Raw genomic sequence first — 14,093 nt, forward strand, 5'->3', positions numbered from 1 at the left:
GCCCGCACCCATTTCCGGAGGCTGTCACGCTGACAGCACGGCACCTCCCGCTTCGTGGATGGCTTCGGTGAGAGCCGGGTTGTGCTGATCGGTGATCAACCCGCTGACCGCATCCAGCCCGCAGACGCGATGCGGTGCGATCTGGCCGAGCTTCGACGAGTCGGCCAGGATGAACGAGCGGGCGCTGTTGGCGATTATGGTGCGCCGAACGTCGACCTCGTCGAGGTGATAGTCGGTCAGACCCGCGGCCGCGTCGACCCCGCCGGAACCGATGAAGGCGATATCGGCGTACAACTCGGCGAACATCGCGTTGGCGTGGGCATTCGAGCACGCCAGATCGCCTCCGCGGACGCGGCCGCCACACACCAGGACGGTGATCCCAGGGCGGCCCGCCAGTTCGACGGCCACCAGCAGGGACGGGGTGGCCACCGTGCCGCGCCAGCCGTGCGGGATCGCGCGGGCGACTTCGACGGCGGTGGTGCCGAGGTCGATGACGATGGTCTGCCCGGACTCCAGCAGCCCGGCCGCGACCCGGGCCATCTCGGCCTTGGCTCGGTGGTGGATGCCGGCGCGTTCGGTGAACGACGGTTCCTCGCCGCGGGCCGCCACGGTCGCGGCCCCGCCGTGCACCCGCCGCAGCGCCCCGCGTTCCTCGAGCAGGGCCAGGTCGCGGCGCACGGTCTCGGCGGAGACGCCGAGCATGCGGACGAGCTCGTCGGTACTGATCGTCGAGGCGGTGTTGACCGCATCGACGATGGCGTCGTGCCGGACTACCGGAAGCATGCGCGCCCACCTCGTGTGGATTTTTGACTGCGAATGCCTGCAAGTGTGGGTTACTGACCGTGGGTCGTCAAGCGGAGCGGGGGCTGAATACCAGCGCGTGACGAGGCGCCGGTTGGCCAGCCGCGAATTCGTCTGTCGCTGCTTCTCGCGTATCACCGTCGTCGCCTACCATGAGGGTCGGCAGCAGTGCGGCGCCGAGGACGCATATGGCGTCCGTGTGTTGGTTCCCAACTTTTGATGGCCACAACGGTGTGACGATCGATCTCACGTCGATGGCTCGACTGCGCCGCACGCGTAGCGAAAGGCCGCAGGCCATGGCTGAATCGATGAGACCGCACTTCGAAGACGTCCAGGCGCACTATGACCTGTCCGACGATTTCTTCCGGCTTTTCCTGGATCCTTCGCAGATCTACAGCTGCGCCTACTTCGAGCGCGACGATATGACGCTCGCCGAGGCTCAGCTGGCAAAGGTCGACCTGTCGCTGGGCAAGCTCGGACTGCAACCGGGTATGACGCTGCTCGATGTGGGGTGCGGCTGGGGCGCTGTGCTGCGCCGTGCGGTGGAGGAGTACGACGTCAACGTCGTCGGGCTGACGCTGTCCAAGAACCAGGCCGCCCACGTCCGGGCCGGCTTCGACGAACTCGACACGCCCCGCGGCCGGCGGGTGCTGCTGCAGGGGTGGGAGCAGTTCGACGAGCCGGTGGACCGGATCGTATCCATCGGGGCTTTCGAGCACTTCGGCTTCGACCGGTACACCGACTTCTTCGCGAAGGCCTACCACCTCCTGCCCTCCGACGGCGTGATGATGCTGCACACCATTACTGCGCTCCATCCCGACCGCGCGAAGGAGCTGGGCATTCCGTTGACCTGGGCGATGGCTCGCTTCGCCAAGTTCATCCTCACCGAGATCTTCCCGGGCGGGCGGCTGCCGTCGATCGAGAAGGTCGAGCAGCATGCCGATGCCGCCGGCTTTCGGGTCACCCGTGAGCAGTCGCTGCAACCGCATTACGCCAAGACCCTCGACATCTGGGCGCAGAACCTGCAGGCGCATCGAGAGGAGGCGATCGCCATCCAGTCCGTGGAGGTCTACGACCGTTATATGAAGTACCTGACGGGATGCGCCGATCTGTTCCGCAATCGCCAGATGGACGTCGTCCAGTTCACCATGGAGAAGTAGGCGCCCCGGCGACCTGCACGATCACCTTCCCGACCGCCCGCCCGTCGGCGACATGCCGCAGCGCCGCGGCGGCCTGTTCGAGCGGATAGACCGCACCGACATGGGGAACGACGGTGCCGGCCGCCAACAGGGCGGCCAGTTCCGCCTCGTTGCGGGCGAACTCGTCGGGAGGCACGTCCTGGAACTGGAACCCGAGCAGCACAACACCTTTCACCAGCACCAGGTTCAGCGGGATGCGGGGGATGGTGCCGGATGCGTAGCCGACGGTGACGAACCGGCCACCGCGGCGCAGCGCGCGCAGCGCGGGCTCGGACAGGTGGCCACCCACCGGGTCCAGAACGGCGTGGGCGCCATCGGGCACCGCGTCCCGCAGGGCGGCTCGCAGGTCGCCGGCACGGTGGTTGAGCACCGCATGCGCGCCGTATTGCCTTGCGGTGGAGAGCTTCTCCGCCGAGGAGGCCACCGCGGTGACCCGGGCGCCCAGCGCTGTGGCCAGTTGCACGGCCGCCAGCCCGACGCCACCGCCGGCGCCCAGCACGATCACCTCGTCGCCGGCCTGTATGCGTGCCGTCGAGCGCAACGCGTGATGGGCGGTGCGATAGGCGACCCCGGCTGCGGCCGCCGTGTGATCATCGACGGCGTCGGGGATGTGGGCGAGCGCAGCGCTCGACGGGCACACCTGCTCGGCGAATGCGCCGTACACGACGGTCGCCGTCACCCGGTCGCCGACCGCGAAACCCGCCACTTCGTCCGATATTTCGGTGATGATGCCGGCACACTCGCTGCCGGGGACGAATGGGGGCGGGACCTTGATCTGGTACTCGCCGGCGACCAGCAGCACGTCGGGGAAGTTCACCGCCGACGCCCGGATATCGACGCGCACCTGACCGGGGGCCAGCACGGGGGCCGGGATGTCGCGGACCTGCACCACCTCCGGTGGTCCGTAGACCGGGCAGACGGCCGCTCTCACCGGTAGTCGCTGGCCTCGGCGAGTTCGGCCGCCGAGCGCATCAGATCGGCGACCACCGGCCCGAACGCCAGCAGCTTCTCGTCATCGCCGGCACGCTGAAATCCTTGCTCCAGCACGATCGCGAGCTTCCACTTCGCCAGCACCAGGTAATAGTCCACGTCGTCGACCTGGCGTCCGGACACCTCGGCGTAGTGTGCGACCACCTGATCCTGCGAGGGCATGCCCTGCATGTCGACATATCCCGACTCGGCGGCGTCGGGCGCGCCGGTGTCTTCCGGCCAGCCCTGCACCATCCAGGCCAGATCGAGTTTCGGATCGCCGACTGTGCCCATCTCCCAGTCCACGATCGCAGCGAGTGTGGCCGGCGCGCCGTGCCGGTACATCACGTTGGCGAACTGGTAGTCGCCATGCATCAGGCCGGGGATGAAATCCAGTGGGCGATGCGTGCGCAACCACTCCGTCGCGACTGCAAGGCCTTCCAGCTCACGGGCTTTGATCCGTTCATAGAAGCCGGTCCAGCGCGCGACCTGACGGTCGTGATAACCGTCGGGGCGGCCCAGATCGCTCAATCCCCGGGCCCGCCAGTCCACCTGGGACAGCAGCGCGATGCCCTCGGCCAGTTGATAGGCCAGCGCCGGCCGTAGCGAGTGATCGGAGTTGAACGGCTCAGGCCAGTGCCGCGAGTCCATCGGCGACCACCCGTCGACGAACCCCATGAGGTAGAACGGCCGGCCCAGAACACTCGGGTCCGAACAGGCCCCGACCGCTTTGGTATGCGGGACGTCGGTGCCGTCGAGCGCCTCGATGATGCGCCACTCCCGGAGAATGCCATTGTCGCGGTCGGCCGGTGCGCCCGGCGGAGGCATCCGCAGGACGCATTCGTGCTCTCCTCGGGTGATGCGGTAGATGACGTTCTGCGTACCGCCGGAAAGGAACTGGATATCGGTCGGTTCGCCCTTGCCGGGGATGTCGGCCTCGTCCAGCCAAGCCGACAGCCGGGCGATGTCCAGAGTCACAGGTTGCCGACCTCCAGTTCCAGGAACTGCGCGTACTTGGCCTGCGCGGCTTCGCGTTTGCGCGGAATCCAGTCGGTGGGCCACAGATCGTCGCTCGCCGAATAGCCCCGTAGCACCTGCTTGGCCACCGTGGTCTTGTGCACCTCGGTGGGTCCGTCGGCCAGCCCCATCACCGCGGCCCCGGTGACCATGCCGAGGAACGGCATCTCGTTGGTGACCCCGAGCGCGCCGTGCACCTGCATGGCCCGCCAGGCGATGTCGTGCAGCACCGTCGGCATCACCACCTTGACCGCGGCGATGTCCTTGCGCACCAACTTGTAGTCGTTGTACTTGTCGATCTCCCACGCGGTGTAGAGCACCAGGAGCCGGAACTGGGTGAGCTGGGCGTAGGAATCGGCGATGTAGGCCTGGATGGCCTGCTTGTCGGCCAGCAGGCTGCCCGCGGTCTGGCGGCTGAGCGCCCGCTCGCACATCATGTCGAGTGCCTTCTGCGCCAGGCCGATGGTGCGCATGGCGTGGTGGATCCGCCCGCCGCCCAGTCGCGTCTGGGCGATGACGAAGGCCTGGCCCTCACCACCGAGCAGCGCCGAATCCGGAACCCGCACATTGTCGTAGTGGATGAGTGCGTGGGAGCCCTGACCGTCGGACTCGCCGTAGAGCCCACAGTTGCGTTCGATGGTCACCCCGGGGGTGTCGGTGGGCACCAGGAACATCGACATGCCCTGGTATGGACTGACATCCGGGTTGGTCACCACCATGACGATGAGGAAGGACGAGGTGGAGGCGTTCGAGGAGAAGAACTTGTATCCATTGATGATCCAGCTCACCCCATCCCCATCACGCACCGCGGCGGTCTTGAACTGGGTGGGGTCGGCCCCGCCCTGGGGCTCGGTCATCGAGTAACAGGAGAAGACCTCCCCGTCGAGCAGCGGACGCAGATAGCGTTCCTTCTGTTCGGGGGTGCCGTAGTGCGCGATGATCTCGGCGTTGCCCGTATCGGGTGCCTGACAGCCGAAGATGACCGGCGCCCATTGCGAGCGGCCCAGGATCTCGTTGAGCAGAGCGAGTTTCAGCTGTCCGTATCCCTGTCCACCCAACTCCGGTTCGAGATGGGTGGCCCACAGCCCCTTCTTGCGTACCCGTTCCTTGAGGGGATCCACCACGGCGCGGCGGGTGTCGTCGAGCGGGGTGAACTGCAGATGCGGCCAGATCAGATCGAGCGGCTCGACCTCGTCCCGCACGAAGTCATCGGCCCAGTCCAGTAGTTCCTGGAACTGCGGATCGGTCTCGAAATCCCATGCCATGGCTAGCTCCTTTGATATCCGGCGATGAGGGTGACGATGTCTGCGCCGACCACGTCGGCGAACGAACGGTTTCCGAACGCGCCGGCGGCCCAATGTCGGGCGCCCTCGCTGACCAGCGTCATGGCCAGGTAGGCCAGGTGTGTGACATCGGTGTGGGCGGGCAGTTTTCCGTCGGCGACGGCACGGTCGAACAGCGCGGTGAACATCCCGCTGTCGAGGTCGGGGGTGTCGTGGCCGAGTCCGCCGGCGGTATCCGCCATGATCCGGTGTTCGTGGCGGTAGCCCTCGAGAATCGTCTCGATGATCAACTCGCGTGGATTGCGGGCCATGGACCGCTCCAGATCCGACAGCGCCGCAGCGATGACCGCGGGCATGTCGTAGTCACCGACGAGCATGTCGGCGACGACGCGCCCAGCCGACCGGGTGGACATCACGCCCACCTCGAACAGCACGTCCTCCTTGCGCGGGAAATAGAAGTAGAACAGCGCCTTGGAGACGCCGGCGGCCCTGCAGATATCGGCCACGGTGGTGGTCGCGTACCCGCTGGTGCGCCACAGGGCCATCGCCGCCTGCACCAGCGCACGTTTGGTCTCCTTGGACCTGGCCTGCGCCAGGGAGGTGCGACGCTGACCACGGTCAGGCGCGGACACCTCACGGGAACCCGGCATATCAGCACGATAACTCCGGCGGACATATTTGACCAGAGTCAACTTTTGGCGTCGGTCCGATGAAAACGGCACGCGCCCGTTGACGGAGTTCGGCCACTGTGGAAATCTGATACGCAAAGATGAGAATTACATTCTCGTCGAGTGAGATTGCCGAAACGGAGCACAGATGGCGGACGGCCTGACCGACTTGGATTTCTTCCGGGACCCGCAGCTGGTCGAGGATCCCTACCCGTATTTCGAGGCTCTGCGCAGTGGCTGCCCGGTTCATCGGAACGGCCCGCACGGCGTGACCATGGTGACCGGCTGGGACGAGGCCGTCCAGGTCTACAACGACGCCGACACGTTCTCCTCGGTCACGTCGGTTACCGGTCCGTTCCCGGGGTTTCCGGTGCCGTTGGAAGGCCTGACCAAGGATGAGGTCACCGCCCTCATCGAGAAGCATCGCAACGAGCTTCCGTTCAGCGATCAGCTGCCGACGCTGGACCCACCGACCCACACCGATCACCGTGCGCTGCTGATGCGCTTGATCACCCCCAAGCGCCTCAAGGAGAACGAGGACGCGATGTGGAAGCTCGCCGACGAGGTGCTCGACACCTTCCTCGATGGTGGCCGGGGCGAGTTCATCAAGGGCTTCGCGAGCCCGTTCACCTTGCTGGTGATCGCCGATCTGCTGGGTATCCCGGAAGAAGATCGGGACAGCTTCATCAACGGCATCAGCCACAACGCGGGCGGCGGGGTCGGGGGTACCGGCGAGGAAGCCCTGGCGCACAGCCCGCTGGAATTCCTGTATGACCTGTTCGCGTCCTACGTCTCGGAGCGGCGCGAGAACCCACGTGACGATGTGATGACCGGGATGGCGACCGCGACCTTCCCAGACGGCTCCATCCCCGACGTCGGCGATGTCGCTCGGGTGGCGACGAATGTCTTCTCCGCCGGCCAGGAAACGACCGTCCGGCTGCTGGGCACGGCCCTGAAGGTCATCGCCGAGCAGCCCGCGGTCCAGGCCGCGTTGCGCGAAGATCGAAGCCTCATACCGAATTTCATCGAGGAGGCATTGCGGATCGAGAGCCCGGTCAAGGGCGACTTCCGGTTGTCGCGCTGCCCCGTGACTGTCGGCGAGACCGAGCTCGGTTCGGGTACCACCGTCATGGTGCTCAACGGCGCCGCCAACCGCGACCCACGCCGGTTCTCCGATCCCGACACCTTCGACCCGGCCCGCAAGAACGCTCGCCAGCATCTGGCATTCGGGCGAGGCATCCACAGTTGCCCGGGGGCACCGCTGGCCCGCGCGGAAACCAAAGTGGCTCTGGAGCGACTGCTGGACCGCACCACCGATATCCGGATCGCCGAGGACAAGCACGGTTCTGCCGACAGCCGCCGGTACAAGTACATCCCGACGTTCATCCTGCGCGGGCTGGTCGATCTGCACCTGGAGTTCGACACGTGAGAGTCTCGGTCGACGAGGACCGGTGCCGCGGTCACGGGATGTGTCTGACGGCGTGCCCTGAGGTGTTCGCCCTGGCCGACGGTGGCTACGCCGAGGTGCTTCTCGATGAGGTGCCCGACGACTATGTCTCCGGTGTCAGGGATGCCGTCGAATGGTGTCCCGAACAAGCAATCAGCATCACAGAAGGAGACTAGAAGCGTGGCAAAAGGTTACGTCCTGCTGACCGAGACGATCACCGACCCGGCGGGCATGGGGGAGTACGCGAAGGCCGCCGGTCCGGCGATGGCCGGTGCCACCATTCTGGCCGTCGACCGGAAGCCGACCGTCATCGAGGGCACCTGGGAGACCACGCAGACGGTGTTGCTGGAATTCGAATCCGTGCAGGCGGCCAACGATTGGTACTACTCGGATGCGTACCAGGCCGCCGTCGCATTGCGGCAGGCCGCCGCGACGTGTAACGGGGTGATCCTCAACGGATTCGGCGCCTAGGGGCCGACTTCGCCGGACGGTGGTGGTGGTGGTTCGAAGGGCTGGTACCACCACCATTGGGCGCGTTCCCCTGTCGGGTCGGGGCTTGGCGGGAGACCGCGGGTGGTGCGGGATGGTCGCCGAGATCAGGTCTGGTCGGGGGCTGCACCGACCAAACGTCGGTTCATCGGTGGATCAAGGGTTTCGGCATTGAGATGACTTGTGTGCGTTCGTCGCGGATAGCGTTCTCGCCTCATAGTGGAGCGGGGTGGCGCCGTGGTGCGGTCAAATCAAGGGCGATGTCGACGAGCATGTCCTCTTGGCCGCCCACCATGCCGCGGCGGCCGGCCTCCTCGATGAGGGTACGAGCGTCGAGACCGTAGCGAGCTGCGGCGGCCTCGGCATGGCGAAGGAAGCTGGAGTACACGCCGGCATAGCCCAGACTCAGAGTTTCGCGGTCTACCCGCACCGGCCGGTCTTGCAGCGGACGGACGATGTCGTCGGCGGCGTCCTGCATCGCGTGCAGGTCACAACCATGTTGCCAACCCATCCGGTTCGCGGTGGCGACGAAGGCCTCCAGCGGCGCGTTGCCCGCTCCGGCGCCCATGCCGGTCAGCGAGGCATCGACCCGGCGAGCGCCGTGCTCGACCGCGACGACGGAGTTCGCGACGCCCAGCGAGAGGTTGTGATGGGCGTGGATTCCGATTGTGGTGGTGGGCTGCAGAGTCTGGGCCAGTGCATCGACACGTTCGGCGACGTCACGCATAGTCATGGCGCCACCTGAGTCCACGATGTAGACGCAAGTCGCGCCGTAGCTCTCCATGAGCTTGGCTTGTTCGGCGAGTACATGCGGTGTGGTCATATGGCTCATCATCAGAAAGCCGACCGTGTCCATATCCAAGTCACGTGCTGCCGCGATGTGTTGGGCAGCGATGTCGGCTTCCGTGCAGTGTGTGGCGACGCGGACGACGCTTGCGCCGGCGCGGTGGGCATCTTTCAATCTCCGCACGCTCCCGATACCGGGAAGCAGCAGTGTTGCGACCTTGGCGCGGTGCACGGCAGTGGCCACTGCCTCAATCCACTCGATGTCGGTGTGGGCGCCGAATCCGTAGATGCAACTCGATCCGCCCAACCCGTCACCGTGGGCGACTTCGATGGAGTCGACGCCGGCGGCGTCGAGTGCTTTCGCGATGGTGACTGCCTGGCGGATGCTGTACTGGTGCCGGATGGCGTGCATCCCGTCGCGTAGCGTGACGTCACTGATGTAGAGGTCATGAATCATGAGGCGTCTCCTGCGATTTCGTTGTCTATGGCGGCGATCCGTTCGGCGGTGGACTTGGCTGCTGACGTCATGATGTCGAGGTTGCCCGCGTAGGCAGGCAGGTAGTGTGCTGCACCCGCGACTTCCAGCATCACCGTCACCCGGGTACCTGTGAAACTGCCAGTTTCTGGTATGTAGAGCGCGTTGTGGCTGCCGAACGTCTCGAACTGCACCCGCTGTTTGAGTCGATACCCGGGCACATAGGTGCCGACCTTGGCGATCATGTCCTCTACCGCCTCCTCGATGGCGGCGTGGTCTGCGTCGCCATCGACAAGGCAGTAGACAGTGTTACGCATCAAGATCGGCGGATCGGCCGGGTTGACCACCATCACGGCTTTGCCCCGCCGGGCGCCGCCCACCACTTCCAGTGCCGCAGAAGTTGTTTCGGTGAACTCATCGATGTTCGCCCGGGTGCCGGGGCCCGCTGATCTCGCCGAGATCGCGGATACGATCTCGGCGTAGGAGACGGTTCCGGCCTGTCCTACGGCGGAGACGATGGGCACGGTGGCCTGCCCGCCGCAGGTAACCATGTTCAAGTTGTGTTCGTCGACATGCTCGTCAAGGTTGACCACCGGCACGCAGTAGGGACCCAGTGCTGCCGGGGTAAGGTCGAGCACCCGTACTCCGGTGTTCTGCAGCATGTTCCAGTTGACGCGGTGAGCGTTCGCCGATGTCGCGTCGAATACAAGTCGAACTCCGTCGAACTCAGGCATCGTGAGAAGGCCGTCGATCCCATCGGATGAGGTGGCTATGCCGAGGCGTCGTGCTCGGGCCAATCCGTCTGATTCCGGGTCGATGCCGACCATCGCAGCCATGGTCAACGGCCCGTCACTGCGCATGATCTTGATCATGAGATCGGTGCCGATGTTGCCCGAGCCGATGACTGCAACCGGCCATTGATGTTGTGTTGTCATGTCAATCCTTCAGCTGAACCTGAGTGAGACCGCGCCGAGCCCGGTGATATCGGTGGTGACGGTGTCGCCCGCGTGGATGAAGCGCGCGGAGGTGAACGAGCCGGACATCACGAACTGTCCGGGCTCGATGGTCACCGAGAACGCGGCCAGTGCGTTGGCGAGCCAGGTCACTGCCGCAGCGGGGTCACCCATCACCGCTGTCCCCATGCCGGTATCGGTTTCAACTCCGTTGATCAGCAGTGATGCGCCGAGCCCGGGCAGATCGAGGTGGTGATGGTAGGGCACCCAAGTGCCTAGAACCACCGCGCCGGAGCTGGCGTTGTCGGCGACGGTATCAGGCAGGGTGATCCGCCAGTCCGCGATGCGGCTGTCGACGATTTCCAGTGCTGAGGCCACCGACTCTGTGGCCTCATACACCTCTTCGATAGTGACATGGGGACCGCGCAGTGGAGCTCGGAGCAGAAACGCCACCTCGGGTTCCACCCGGGGAGCGCAGAACTGGTCGGCCGCGACGACAGCGTTGTCGGGCACGACCATGTCATCGAGGATGTAGCCGAAATCAGGCTGATCGACGCCGAGGAGCTGTTGCATTGCCGCCGAGGTCAACCCGACCTTGTGGCCAACGACGACGCGCCCTTGCTCCAGCCTGCGGCGTAGGTTGACCCGCTGAACCGCGTAGGCGTCGCCCTGGTTGAATCCGGGATAGGACTCGGTGAGTGGTGGAGCCGGGACCCGGCTTCTCTGCGCGGTCTCCAACACCGCCGCGGCGGTGTTGATCATGTTGTCGCTCAATGCCATTACTGCGTGTTCTCGCTCGCCATGCGCTCCGCGAGCCCGTACAGCGCCAGCGCATGCTGTTCGAACATCGCCACCAAATCGAGAGCGTCGCCATCAATTTCCTTGGCGATAAACAGTCCGTCGGCGCCGGCCACCGCATAGGTCGACAGTTGACGGATTTGGGCCGCGGTGAGCCCGGGTACGAGATCGGCGATGGCGCGGGAAACGTTGTCAACCGCATTGGCGCGTACCTCGAGGAACATCGACCGCGCTCGCGGTTCGACTGGACGTCGCTCCAGTGACAGCATGAGCCCCAGTCGCAAGAAGTCCGGCGAATCCGAGAGTGCCTTGGCGATCTGCGTCACCATGGCCACCAGCCGGTCCAGTGGTGAACCCTCGTCGGGCAACTGCCAGCTTCGAAGCCATTCGTCGTAGCTCCGCTCGATAACTGCGGCGATCAGGTCGTCCTTGTCCTTGAAATGCCAGTAGATCGAACTCGCCGGCAGCCCGCACTTCGCGCTGACCGCGGCGATACCGGTGCCTTCGTAACCGCGTTCGGCCGCAATCTCCGCGGCAGCGTCGACGATTCGCACGCGTGACGCCGCGCCGTCGAGCCTGTGCCGCCGGGTGTTCTGGCGTTGCGGCTTCTCGGTTGGCATGGTGACGCTCCTCGCGTTCGGGGGGTTGACGTGGCTTCCGTAACACTCTACCGTATCGATCACTACATTACCGTAGTGATCACTACACGATGGATCTGGTGAACGAGGATGGCCTTGGCTGAGGAAAAGAACTACGACGTCGCGATTGTCGGTTACGGTCCGTCGGGCGCGACGGCCGCCAATCTCCTCGGTCAACTAGGTCTCAAAGTCGTTGTTCTGGAGCGTGATCCGGACATCTTCGGTCGTGCCCGGGCCATCTCGATTGATGAGGAAGTGCTGCGGATATGGCAGTCGGTGGGGTTGGCCGAACAGTTGCAGGGCGACATGCTGCCCAACCGTCCGCTGACATTTGTGGACGCCGCGGGTAGACCGTTCGTCCAACTGGCACTGACCCCCCGCGGATCGGGGCACGCGCCTCAACAGTTCATCTACCAGCCGGCGGTGGATCAGGTCCTGCGCGAGGGTGTGGGGCGTTTTCCCAATATCGAAGTGCTGCTGGAGCACGAGTGTTTGCGGGTGTTGACCAAGGGGGACAAGGTCGAGTTGATGTTGGCCGACCTGAAGACCGACACCTTCAAACGGCTGACCGCGTCGTATGTGATCGCCGCAGACGGTGGCGGGTCGGCAATCCGAGGTCAACTCGGCATCGGCTATGCGGGGCGCACCTACGCCGAACGGTGGGTGGTCATCGATACCGAGATGCTGCAACCGTGGGAGAACCACGACGCGCTGCGGTTTCACTGCAACCCCGCTCGCCCCACCGTCGATTGCCCCACGCCCCTGGGACATCATCGTTGGGAGTTCCCCGCCCTGGCCGGTGAGGACGATCGCACCCTTCTTCAACCCGAATCGATCTGGAAGGTCCTCAACGATCAGGGCATCACCGAGCAGCACGTGAAGATCCTGCGATCCGTCATTTACAGTCACCACGTACGTGTGGCCGACCGGTGGCGGGCCGGACGAGTATTCCTGGCCGGTGACGCCGCGCACGCGATGCCGCCGTGGATCGGCCAGGGCATGTGCGCCGGCGTGCGAGACGTGGCCAATCTGTGCTGGAAGCTGGCCGCAGTGGTGCGGGGGCAGGCATCCGAAGAACTACTGGACTCCTATCAAGTCGAACGACAGCCGCACGTTACCGAGGTGACCCGCCGCGCCGTCTTCGTCGGCCGGGTCATCACCGAGCGTCGCCAGTGGGTCGCTGCCGTCCGCAATCACGTGCTGCGCACGCTCAGTCGTGTGCCGGGCTTGATACGCGCGGGACAGCGGTTCTACTGGGTACCCGAACCGCACTACGCGCGTGGCTTCTTCGCCACAAGTACGCATCCCGCAACCGGTCGACTGATACCGCAACCATTCGTGGTCGACGGTGAGCACGCCACGGCACGGCTCGACGACATCATCGGCGGTCGCTGGACGCTGCTGTACACGGGGCAGAAACCGTCCGGTGCTCAACGCTGGGAGCGGCTGGGAGTGCCCAGTGTGGCAGTGCATCCCGCCACCGTGCCCCCGGCGCCGGGCACAGTTGTCGACAGAACTGGCGCATTGAACACCTGGCTGGCCACCCACAAGGCCGCGGCCGTGGTACTGCGCCCCGACGGATTCGTCTACGGCGCAGCCCAATCGGATGAGCCGCTGCCGCCGCCACCGTACGGCCTAGCCGGCTGCGGCAAGGCCGCTGCCGCCCCCTCGACCAGAACCGGAGCCACCGCATGACAAGCCACGCACTCCTCGGAAACACCGTCTCCGTGGCGGGCAACCCGATCTTCTACGTGGAGTCCGGCACCGGAACGCCGGTGGTCCTGCTTCATGGCGGTGGACCAGGGGCGTCGGGAGTGTCGAACTATTCACGCAACATCGACGCGCTCGCACAGCACTTCCGGGTCATCGTTCCCGACCTGCCCGGATACGGCCGCTCGACCAAGAGCTTCGACCATTCCGATCCGTTCGGCTACCTCGCAACAATGATCCGGGGCCTGCTGCACCAACTCGACATCGACACAGCACATCTGGTCGGCAACTCCTACGGCGGCGCGGCAGCCTTGCGTCTTGCGCTCGACACACCCAACCGTGTCGGAAAACTGGTTCTGATGGGCCCCGGCGGGATAGGCACAACTCGCGCCCTCCCGACGGCTGGCCTCAAAAGCCTGTTCGCGTACTACGGTGGCGAAGGGCCCAGCCGCGAGAAGCTTGCGTCGTTCGTCCGCACCTACCTCGTGTATGACGGGGCCGCAGTTCCCGATGAACTCATCGAACAGCGCTACCTGGCGTCCATCGACCCCGCTGTGGTGGCAGCGCCTCCGCTTCGGCGCCCGTCGGGGCCAACGGCGCTGCGCACCCTGTGGCGGATGGACCTCACCCGTGACCCGCGGCTGAAGACTCTGCCAAACCCGACACTGGTGTTGTGGGGCCGCGACGACAAGGTCAATCGACCCAACGGCGGACCCACACTGCTCAACACCCTGCCCAACGCAGAACTGGTGATGACCTCCCACACCGGCCACTGGATGCAGTGGGAACGCGCAGCACTCTTCAATCGACTGGTCACCGACTTCCTACAGCCCGACTCGACGCTGGCTCGGGGGTGACAC

At 65.3% G+C, this 14,093-nt stretch carries 15 protein-coding genes; 6 read left to right on the top strand and 9 right to left on the bottom strand.

Translation table 11 applies throughout. The features are described 5' to 3' along the window. Positions 1-24: 24 nt before the first annotated feature. Positions 25-783, bottom strand: coding sequence for a DeoR/GlpR family DNA-binding transcription regulator (locus QN239_RS11265; RefSeq protein ID WP_499010325.1), 759 nt, complete (start codon positions 781-783; stop codon positions 25-27). A gap of 314 nt (positions 784-1,097) precedes the next feature. On the opposite strand from QN239_RS11265, the gene QN239_RS11270 reads away from it, so the two are divergent. After that, positions 1,098-1,961, top strand: a complete 864-nt coding sequence (locus QN239_RS11270) for a cyclopropane mycolic acid synthase family methyltransferase (RefSeq protein WP_499010326.1) — start codon at positions 1,098-1,100, stop codon at positions 1,959-1,961. Here the strand turns inward: QN239_RS11270 and QN239_RS11275 are convergent. The 4 genes from QN239_RS11275 to QN239_RS11290 are packed head-to-tail and all read right to left on the bottom strand — an operon-like array spanning position 1,945 to position 5,919. Beyond that, positions 1,945-2,931, bottom strand: coding sequence for an NADPH:quinone oxidoreductase family protein (locus QN239_RS11275; RefSeq protein WP_499010327.1), 987 nt, complete (start codon positions 2,929-2,931; stop codon positions 1,945-1,947). The two genes, QN239_RS11270 and QN239_RS11275, sit on opposite strands and share 17 nt — an antisense overlap. Continuing rightward, complete coding sequence (locus QN239_RS11280; RefSeq protein ID WP_499010329.1) at positions 2,928-3,947, bottom strand: phosphotransferase family protein; 1,020 nt, start codon at positions 3,945-3,947, stop codon at positions 2,928-2,930. Before QN239_RS11280 ends, QN239_RS11275 begins: the two co-directional genes overlap by 4 nt. Beyond that, positions 3,944-5,251, bottom strand: coding sequence for an acyl-CoA dehydrogenase family protein (locus QN239_RS11285; protein ID WP_499010331.1), 1,308 nt, complete (start codon positions 5,249-5,251; stop codon positions 3,944-3,946). The genes QN239_RS11280 and QN239_RS11285 overlap by 4 nt, the downstream gene beginning before the upstream one ends. Positions 5,252-5,253: 2 nt before the next feature. After that, a complete protein-coding gene (locus QN239_RS11290) occupies positions 5,254-5,919 on the bottom strand; it encodes a TetR/AcrR family transcriptional regulator (protein WP_499010334.1) in 666 nt (221 codons plus the stop codon). A gap of 166 nt (positions 5,920-6,085) precedes the next feature. Here QN239_RS11290 and QN239_RS11295 point away from each other — a divergent pair, with 166 nt between their 5' ends. From QN239_RS11295 to QN239_RS11305, 3 genes are read left to right on the top strand one after another with little or no spacing between them, the layout of a single operon-like run. Next, positions 6,086-7,366 (top strand): cytochrome P450, encoded by a 1,281-nt coding sequence (locus QN239_RS11295; RefSeq protein WP_499010335.1) that lies wholly within the window; start codon positions 6,086-6,088, stop codon positions 7,364-7,366. After that, positions 7,363-7,560, top strand: coding sequence for a ferredoxin (locus QN239_RS11300; RefSeq protein ID WP_499010337.1), 198 nt, complete (start codon positions 7,363-7,365; stop codon positions 7,558-7,560). Before QN239_RS11295 ends, QN239_RS11300 begins: the two co-directional genes overlap by 4 nt. Before the next feature lie 4 nt (positions 7,561-7,564). Continuing rightward, positions 7,565-7,855: a DUF1330 domain-containing protein gene (locus QN239_RS11305; RefSeq protein WP_499010338.1), complete on the top strand. Its 291-nt coding sequence runs from the start codon at positions 7,565-7,567 to the stop codon at positions 7,853-7,855. Between the two features lie 232 nt (positions 7,856-8,087). Here QN239_RS11305 and dmpG read toward each other — a convergent pair whose 3' ends face one another. From dmpG to QN239_RS11325, 4 genes are read right to left on the bottom strand one after another with little or no spacing between them, the layout of a single operon-like run. Further along, the gene (gene dmpG / locus QN239_RS11310; protein ID WP_499010340.1) at positions 8,088-9,116 is read right to left on the bottom strand and encodes a 4-hydroxy-2-oxovalerate aldolase; all 1,029 of its coding nucleotides are present in this window, start codon (positions 9,114-9,116) and stop codon (positions 8,088-8,090) included. Then, the gene (locus QN239_RS11315) at positions 9,113-10,069 is read right to left on the bottom strand and encodes an acetaldehyde dehydrogenase (acetylating) (protein ID WP_499010342.1); all 957 of its coding nucleotides are present in this window, start codon (positions 10,067-10,069) and stop codon (positions 9,113-9,115) included. The genes dmpG and QN239_RS11315 overlap by 4 nt, the downstream gene beginning before the upstream one ends. Before the next feature lie 9 nt (positions 10,070-10,078). Beyond that, the gene (locus QN239_RS11320; protein WP_499010343.1) at positions 10,079-10,867 is read right to left on the bottom strand and encodes a 2-keto-4-pentenoate hydratase; all 789 of its coding nucleotides are present in this window, start codon (positions 10,865-10,867) and stop codon (positions 10,079-10,081) included. Beyond that, a complete protein-coding gene (locus tag QN239_RS11325; RefSeq protein ID WP_499010345.1) occupies positions 10,867-11,505 on the bottom strand; it encodes a TetR/AcrR family transcriptional regulator in 639 nt (212 codons plus the stop codon). The genes QN239_RS11320 and QN239_RS11325 overlap by 1 nt, the downstream gene beginning before the upstream one ends. 108 nt (positions 11,506-11,613) lie before the next feature. On the opposite strand from QN239_RS11325, the gene QN239_RS11330 reads away from it, so the two are divergent. Then, positions 11,614-13,218 (top strand): bifunctional 3-(3-hydroxy-phenyl)propionate/3-hydroxycinnamic acid hydroxylase, encoded by a 1,605-nt coding sequence (locus QN239_RS11330; RefSeq protein WP_499010346.1) that lies wholly within the window; start codon positions 11,614-11,616, stop codon positions 13,216-13,218. Continuing rightward, positions 13,215-14,090 (top strand): alpha/beta fold hydrolase, encoded by an 876-nt coding sequence (locus tag QN239_RS11335; RefSeq protein WP_499010348.1) that lies wholly within the window; start codon positions 13,215-13,217, stop codon positions 14,088-14,090. Before QN239_RS11330 ends, QN239_RS11335 begins: the two co-directional genes overlap by 4 nt. Positions 14,091-14,093: the final 3 nt, after the last annotated feature.

Source organism: Mycolicibacterium sp. Y3 (assembly GCF_051188035.1).
Lineage (GTDB): Bacteria > Actinomycetota > Actinomycetes > Mycobacteriales > Mycobacteriaceae > Mycobacterium > Mycobacterium fluoranthenivorans.

What these genes read in the sequence shown, in the direction of transcription:
- dmpG (WP_499010340.1), bottom strand. Translation starts at nt 9,116, where the DNA reads ATGATTCATGACCTCTACATCAGTGACGTCACGCTACGCGACGGGATG.
- QN239_RS11325 (WP_499010345.1), bottom strand. Translation starts at nt 11,505, where the DNA reads ATGCCAACCGAGAAGCCGCAACGCCAGAACACCCGGCGGCACAGGCTC.
- QN239_RS11320 (WP_499010343.1), bottom strand. Translation starts at nt 10,867, where the DNA reads ATGGCATTGAGCGACAACATGATCAACACCGCCGCGGCGGTGTTGGAG.
- QN239_RS11285 (WP_499010331.1), bottom strand. Translation starts at nt 5,251, where the DNA reads ATGGCATGGGATTTCGAGACCGATCCGCAGTTCCAGGAACTACTGGAC.
- QN239_RS11335 (WP_499010348.1), top strand. Translation starts at nt 13,215, where the DNA reads ATGACAAGCCACGCACTCCTCGGAAACACCGTCTCCGTGGCGGGCAAC.
- QN239_RS11315 (WP_499010342.1), bottom strand. Translation starts at nt 10,069, where the DNA reads ATGACAACACAACATCAATGGCCGGTTGCAGTCATCGGCTCGGGCAAC.
- QN239_RS11295 (WP_499010335.1), top strand. Translation starts at nt 6,086, where the DNA reads ATGGCGGACGGCCTGACCGACTTGGATTTCTTCCGGGACCCGCAGCTG.
- QN239_RS11330 (WP_499010346.1), top strand. Translation starts at nt 11,614, where the DNA reads ATGGCCTTGGCTGAGGAAAAGAACTACGACGTCGCGATTGTCGGTTAC.
- QN239_RS11290 (WP_499010334.1), bottom strand. Translation starts at nt 5,919, where the DNA reads ATGCCGGGTTCCCGTGAGGTGTCCGCGCCTGACCGTGGTCAGCGTCGC.
- QN239_RS11265 (WP_499010325.1), bottom strand. Translation starts at nt 783, where the DNA reads ATGCTTCCGGTAGTCCGGCACGACGCCATCGTCGATGCGGTCAACACC.
- QN239_RS11270 (WP_499010326.1), top strand. Translation starts at nt 1,098, where the DNA reads ATGGCTGAATCGATGAGACCGCACTTCGAAGACGTCCAGGCGCACTAT.